Here is a 4022-nt window from a genome sequence, read left to right as displayed (position 1 = left end):
CAATAGCATAACCATGCAATAGGGCGCAGCCCTGACAACATCGTAAAAACGACAGGAGACAGGAAGATGAAAAAATGGCTAGTTGCCGCCGCTGTGATGGCCGCGGTTGGGTCAACCTCCGTAGCAGCCAAGGAATGGAAGGTCGTACGTTTTGGTATTGAAGGGGCGTACCCTCCATTTAGCTGGACCACTAACGAAGGCGAGCTGAAAGGCTTTGATGTCGATATGGCCAATGCGCTCTGCGAAGAGATGCAGGCAAAGTGTAAGATTGTGGCGCAGGACTGGGATGGCATTATTCCATCGCTGCTGGCACGTAAATACGATGCCATTATCGCCGCGATGTCTATTACCGAAGAGCGTAAGCGAAAAGTTGACTTCACCAACAAATACGCGCTGATCCCTAATAAATTTGTGGCCGAAAAAGGCACGGATCTGACCTTTACCAAAGAGGGCTTAGAGGGCGTTAAAATTGGTGTGCAGCGCGCGACCACCCATGATAAGTACCTAACTGATAATTACGGCGATTCGGTGGATATCGTCCGTTACGGCACCTTTGACGAAGCTTATCTTGATCTTAAAGCAGGCCGTATTGAGTCAATCCTTGGCGATGCGTCGGCACTCCAGCAAGGGCTGCTCGACAAAGAGGGGGGTGACGAGTTTGCGTTTATCGGCCCATCACGCACTGACCCTGAGTGGTTCGGTGAAGGCTTTGGTATTGCGACACGTAAGCAAGACAAAGAACTGACCAAGAAGCTTAACCAAGCGATCGATTCGTTGCGTGAAAAAGGCGTGTATGACGAGATTGCTGCCAAGTACTTTGACTACGACGTTTACGGCGAGTAATAGGCAGGCGGGCAGCATGAAAGTGCTGCCCGATTCATATGATTGATTTGAAAGGTTACGAGTGGTCCCTGCTCGAAGGCGCATGGGTGACCCTTCAGGTTGCGCTGCTCTCGTTAGGTCTTGCCATGCTACTGGGTATGCTGGGGGCGTTGGCCAAGCTGTCTAAATTTGGTTGGCTGCGCGGGATAGCGACTGTGTATACCACGGTGATACGCGGCATTCCGGATCTTGTACTGATGATGCTGATTTTTTATGGCGGGCAAATGCTGCTAAATAACAGTTTGTACGGCATCAATGAGTGGTTAAACGAGTACATGGCCGGTCAAGATCCCAATCATGATTGGACGTCCTATTTGCCCGATTACATCGATGTCAGCCCATTTATCGCCGGGATCCTGACCATTGGGTTTATCTTTGGCGCTTATATGGCTGAAACCTTCCGTGGCGCGATCATGGCGGTGGATTCAGGCGAAATGGAAGCGGCACGTGCCTATGGGATGAGCAGCAGTTTAGCGTTTCGCCGTATTCTGTTGCCGCAGATGATCCGACATGCGCTGCCAGGCTTTGGCAACAATTGGTTGGTACTGCTTAAAACCACCGCGCTGGTGTCGATCATTGGCCTTGACGACATGGTGCGTAAAGGGGCATTGGCGGCGGGATCCACCCAAATGCCATTCACTTTTTACTTTACCGTCGCACTGATTTTCTTGCTCTTCACCAGCATCTCGACCACGGGACTGCGCTGGATGGAGCGCCGTTTTAGCATTCACACGCGGTAGGTGACCATGGATTTTTCTCTTGTACTCGAAACCTGGCCGATATACTTAGACGGCCTTTGGACCACCGTATGGCTGGTAGCCTCTGCGTTGGTGATTGGCTTAGTGGTGGCGGTGCCAGTGGCGGTCGCGCGTAATGCACAATTCCCTTTATGGCGCTATCCCGCGTGGGCGTTTATCTATTTTTTCCGGGGTACACCGTTGCTCATTCAGTTGTATCTGATTTACTACGGCTTAAGTCAGGTAGTAAATGTTGAAGATACCTTGTGGCAGCATGCTTGGTTCTGCGCTTTGGTGGCCTTTGTGCTCAACACCGCCGCTTACACAGCGGAAATCATTCGTGGCGCGATTAATGGCTTACCGAAAGGGGAAGTCGAGGCGGCGATCGCTTATGGCATGAGCCCTTATAAAGCCTTTTCGCGCATTGTATTGCCGAGCGCAATGCGACGTGCGTTACCGGCGTACAGTAACGAAGTGGTGTTTATGCTCCACGGCTCAGCGGTGGCAGGGATTATCACCATTGTCGATTTAACCGGTGCCGCGCGGATTGTTAACTCGCGCTATTATGCGCCGTTCGAGTCGTTTTTGACTGCGGGGGCGTTCTATATGGCGCTGACATTTAGCATCCTTTGGATGTTCCGCTTAGCAGAGCGCCGCTTCCTGCGCCATTTAAGGCCGCTGAGCTAATTAGCTTAATCTCAAATAAAAAATGCCGCAGTGATCATCTGCGGCGTTTTTTATCCAAAGCGTATAACTTGGGGCTTACTTAAAGGTCGCCCAAATCGGTGCGTGATCTGACGGTTTTTCAATCGCACGGAGCTCGTAGTCAATGCCAGCATCGATGCATTGGCTCGCTAGATCTGGGGTGGCCAGAATCACGTCAATACGCAGGCCGCGGTTATCGTCAAAGCCGCGGGAGCGGTAGTCAAACCACGAGAACTGATCGTTCACGCTAGGATGCAGGGCACGGAAGGTGTCAACAAATCCCCAATCCATCAGGGTGCCCAGCCACTCACGCTCTTCGGGCAAGAATGAGCACTTGCCAGTGCGTAGCCAGCGTTTGGCGTTTTGCTCGCCAATACCGATGTCATCGTCTTTCGGGCTGATATTGATATCGCCCATCACCACCAGCTGTTCACTCGGGTCATGGCCGGCTAAATAGGTCATCAGGTCTTGATAAAACTTACGCTTGGCGGGGAATTTGGTTTCATGGCTGCGGTTTTCCCCTTGCGGGAAGTAACCGTTGAGCACAGTAATTGGCTTGCCGTTTTCGTCTTCAAAAGTCGCCATGATCATCCGGCGTTGCGCGTCCTCATCATCAGTGGCAAAGCCTTTTTGTACGCTGATAGGGGACTTCTTACACAGCATTGCCACGCCATAATGGGCTTTTTGGCCATGAAAGTGCACTTCATAACCCATGGCTTCGACGTCAGCAAGGGGGAAGGCGTCGTCATGAACTTTGGTTTCTTGTAACCCGATCACGTCAGGTTGGTGCTTTTCAATCAAGGCTTGCAATTGATGCAAACGAGCACGAATACCATTGATATTGAATGAAATGATTTTCACGTTTGAGGCTGCCTTTGTTGTCTTGTTAATAGCAAGACACTTTACCAGCTTCGTTCAATGAACGGAAAGGCGGCCTCTATTTCTATCGGTTATGGAAACGCGCGATATTGTCTAAGCGTTAGTGCGCGAGAGCAAACTCACCCAAGCATTCGCCTTGGCTAAAAATAGTGCCAAGCTCGGTGCTGGGATCAAACTGTAGCGTCGGTTGGGATAATGTCGGTAGGCGATGGAGCAAGTGCTTGAGGATAATATCCCCATTAAATTGATGGATCGCGACCTGCCAGTTGGCAAGGTTAGGGAGTGAAAAGTTAACTATCAATGGCGTTCCTTACTGTTTTAGTTGTGTTGTGAGACGTTTTCGTTTGTGTTTGCGTACGGCGTAAATGATACCAGTGACGCAGTCTGCCGTTAGTGGCGGCCATATTTTATCTCCATGAGTTAAATGATTATTGCTCTGCCCTCAGTGGTTATCCATCATGGGCCGAATGAATGCGTCGGCCTCTTTAGGGTGAGCGATCACCATTAATACAGTGATACCCACCAATGAGAGATAGCAAAAGGGCGTATAACGGGTTATCAATCTAGGAAAAAAGCGAAAGTGGATTGCTGCAGAGAGTCTATGCGGGAAATAGCGTGGTCTGTCTCGACTTTGACTTGATGTCTTTTGATGCTCCGTATCTAGAGCTTTGGCCACATTACAGCATTTTTTTACGATGTAAAGGGTTTTAACCAATAATTTTTTGGTATTGACGACCACCAACGCGGCACATCAGCACCGCGTTAATGATTCTAGCGCTCGCTTATCCTATCGCCAGCTTTGTCTCGGCATAGCGTAGC

The 4022-nt window shown here is 50.2% G+C and carries 5 protein-coding genes; 3 read left to right on the top strand and 2 right to left on the bottom strand.

The window, feature by feature from the left end; genetic code table 11:
* The first annotated feature begins 66 nt into the window (after window positions 1-66).
* Genes BZG79_RS12505 through BZG79_RS12495 form a run of 3 tightly spaced genes read left to right on the top strand, consistent with a single transcriptional unit; the run spans window position 67 to window position 2306 of the window.
* On the top strand, window positions 67-843 hold the full coding sequence (locus tag BZG79_RS12505; RefSeq protein WP_077774541.1) for an ABC transporter substrate-binding protein: 777 nt from the start codon (window positions 67-69) through the stop codon (window positions 841-843).
* Window positions 844-881: 38 nt separating this feature from the next.
* Window positions 882-1622 (top strand): ABC transporter permease, encoded by a 741-nt coding sequence (locus BZG79_RS12500; protein WP_069361036.1) that lies wholly within the window; start codon window positions 882-884, stop codon window positions 1620-1622.
* 6 nt (window positions 1623-1628) lie between these two features.
* A complete protein-coding gene (locus BZG79_RS12495; RefSeq protein ID WP_077774539.1) occupies window positions 1629-2306 on the top strand; it encodes an ABC transporter permease in 678 nt (225 codons plus the stop codon).
* 75 nt (window positions 2307-2381) lie between these two features.
* On the opposite strand, the gene xthA is transcribed toward BZG79_RS12495, so the two are convergent.
* Together xthA and BZG79_RS12485 are read right to left on the bottom strand one after the other, a co-directional pair.
* Window positions 2382-3185 carry an exodeoxyribonuclease III gene (gene xthA, locus BZG79_RS12490; protein WP_077774538.1) on the bottom strand — a complete coding sequence of 268 codons (804 nt, stop codon included), beginning with the start codon at window positions 3183-3185 and terminating at the stop codon, window positions 2382-2384.
* A gap of 118 nt (window positions 3186-3303) precedes the next feature.
* Window positions 3304-3504 carry a hypothetical protein gene (locus tag BZG79_RS12485; protein ID WP_077456687.1) on the bottom strand — a complete coding sequence of 67 codons (201 nt, stop codon included), beginning with the start codon at window positions 3502-3504 and terminating at the stop codon, window positions 3304-3306.
* Window positions 3505-4022 lie beyond the last annotated feature (518 nt).

Source organism: Salinivibrio sp. MA427 (assembly GCF_001996115.1).
GTDB classification, from domain to species: Bacteria; Pseudomonadota; Gammaproteobacteria; order Enterobacterales; family Vibrionaceae; genus Salinivibrio; species Salinivibrio costicola.
The sequence above is the reverse complement of the archived record's forward strand: the minus strand, read 5'-3'. Positions and strand labels throughout refer to the sequence as shown.